1 protein-coding gene is annotated in these 1599 nt (G+C 63.7%); it reads left to right on the top strand.

Annotated features, from left to right (window positions below):
- Positions 1-1599 (top strand): hypothetical protein (locus BZK31_RS28650; protein WP_083186489.1); only part of this gene is annotated, 1599 nt, incomplete at both ends.

Below are 1599 nucleotides of genomic sequence, written 5' to 3'. Positions count from 1 at the left end.
GCACCACGCTGGGCGTCGACAAAGGTGCGCGGGAAACCGGGTCGGTGCGACTGGGGATTGCCTGGTCATCGGTGATATCGAAAACACTTTGCGAGGACCAGCGCGCTATCGGCAATGTGCTGCGTATCGATCCGCACACGCGCCTGACTTACAGCTACGACGCCAGTCAGTTGCAGGATGTCGGCGCAGCATGGAATGCGCTGCCGGGCAAACCCGGGCTGCTGGTCGCACCCGGCACGTTGTCCAGCGCCAGTTACGATGCGGCATGGCGGCTCGGCGTAGCGCTGGAGCGCATCGGCAAGCAGGCGCGGATCATGCCGTTCCCGGCCGTGCAGGACAGCATCGACCTGAGCGGCCTGCGTGTGCCCGCCGAACTGAAACAGATCCCGGCCTTCGCCGCACTTGACGGCCAGAGCCAATACACGCTGACCGATCCGGCACAGATCGGTGCTTTGCTGATGCTGGGCCAGACGCCGGCATTGCAGGCAGATCTGGCGATCAGCGACCCGCAGTTGCTCAAGGCTATCGAGGATTCGCTGAATGCCTTGCAGCAACAGGTTCAGGGGCTGGACGCCTCGGCAGCCACCGCACTGAGCCAATGGCGTGAGCGCCACGGCAGAAAGACGCTGGCGACCAGCCCGGGCAACGATGTCAGCCTCGCGTTGCTCGGCAATCGCGCCCTGCTCCTGATCAAGCCCGAGTCCGCTGAAAAAGCCATCGGCCTGTTTAGTTCGGCGTGGAACAAACTGGCACTGACCCGTCAGTTGAGCATCGGTGAAGAAACTGCCATGCCGCTGAGCGAAGACGGTCGCGTGGCACTGACCCGTCTGGGCGGTCGACCGGGCACGGTGGATGTGTTGGCCAAGACCGACTGGAGCGCTTCGTTCCCGCTGGGCAGCGTGGCCTATGACGGACGCGTCCCGGTCACCGCAATGATTGACGTTGCCGCGGCACCGGGCGCCTCGGGTACGCCGCCGGTAGCAACGCTGTTTCTCAACGACTACCTGATCGGCGCGATGCAGTTGAACGCCGATGGTCACAAGGAACGCATCGAAGCGCGTATTCCGCGTTACGCACTCGCTGCGCAGAATACGCTGCGGGTCTCGTTCCAGCGTCAGCCGGTCAGCAATCAGTGCCTGGAGACGCCGCAGGCGTTCCCGATCTCGGTGTTGCCAACCAGCCATGTCGTCATCGACAAGGTTGCGCCTGACAACGATTTCTCCGGGATGGCTGCGCGCTTCGCGACCAGCACCCAGGTCATGGTCCCGAAAACCTGGCTCGACCGCCCGGCTGCCAGCCTGCCGCAAGTCATTCGCGTGGCCAGCGCCGCAGGCGTCTCGCCGCTGCGTGCGCAGTTGAGCGTCAGTGACGACGCCAGTGTGGCGGTGACACCGGACAAAGCGTTTCTGGCCTTCGAACTGCCGGTCAAGGACGGCAATGAATCGGTCAGGGTCGGCAACGACGGGCACTTGCTGATCAATCACAAAGAACAGACGCTGCTGGACCTCAAGACCCTCAATCACCTGGCGTCCTTGCAGGTGATCGAAGCCGGCGGTCAATACGGCATGGTCTATCGCACCCTGGGCGGTCAGGCGCCGA

It is taken from the genome of Pseudomonas floridensis (genome assembly GCF_002087235.1).
GTDB classification, from domain to species: Bacteria; Pseudomonadota; Gammaproteobacteria; order Pseudomonadales; family Pseudomonadaceae; genus Aquipseudomonas; species Aquipseudomonas floridensis.
The sequence above is the reverse complement of the archived record's forward strand: the minus strand, read 5'-3'. Positions and strand labels throughout refer to the sequence as shown.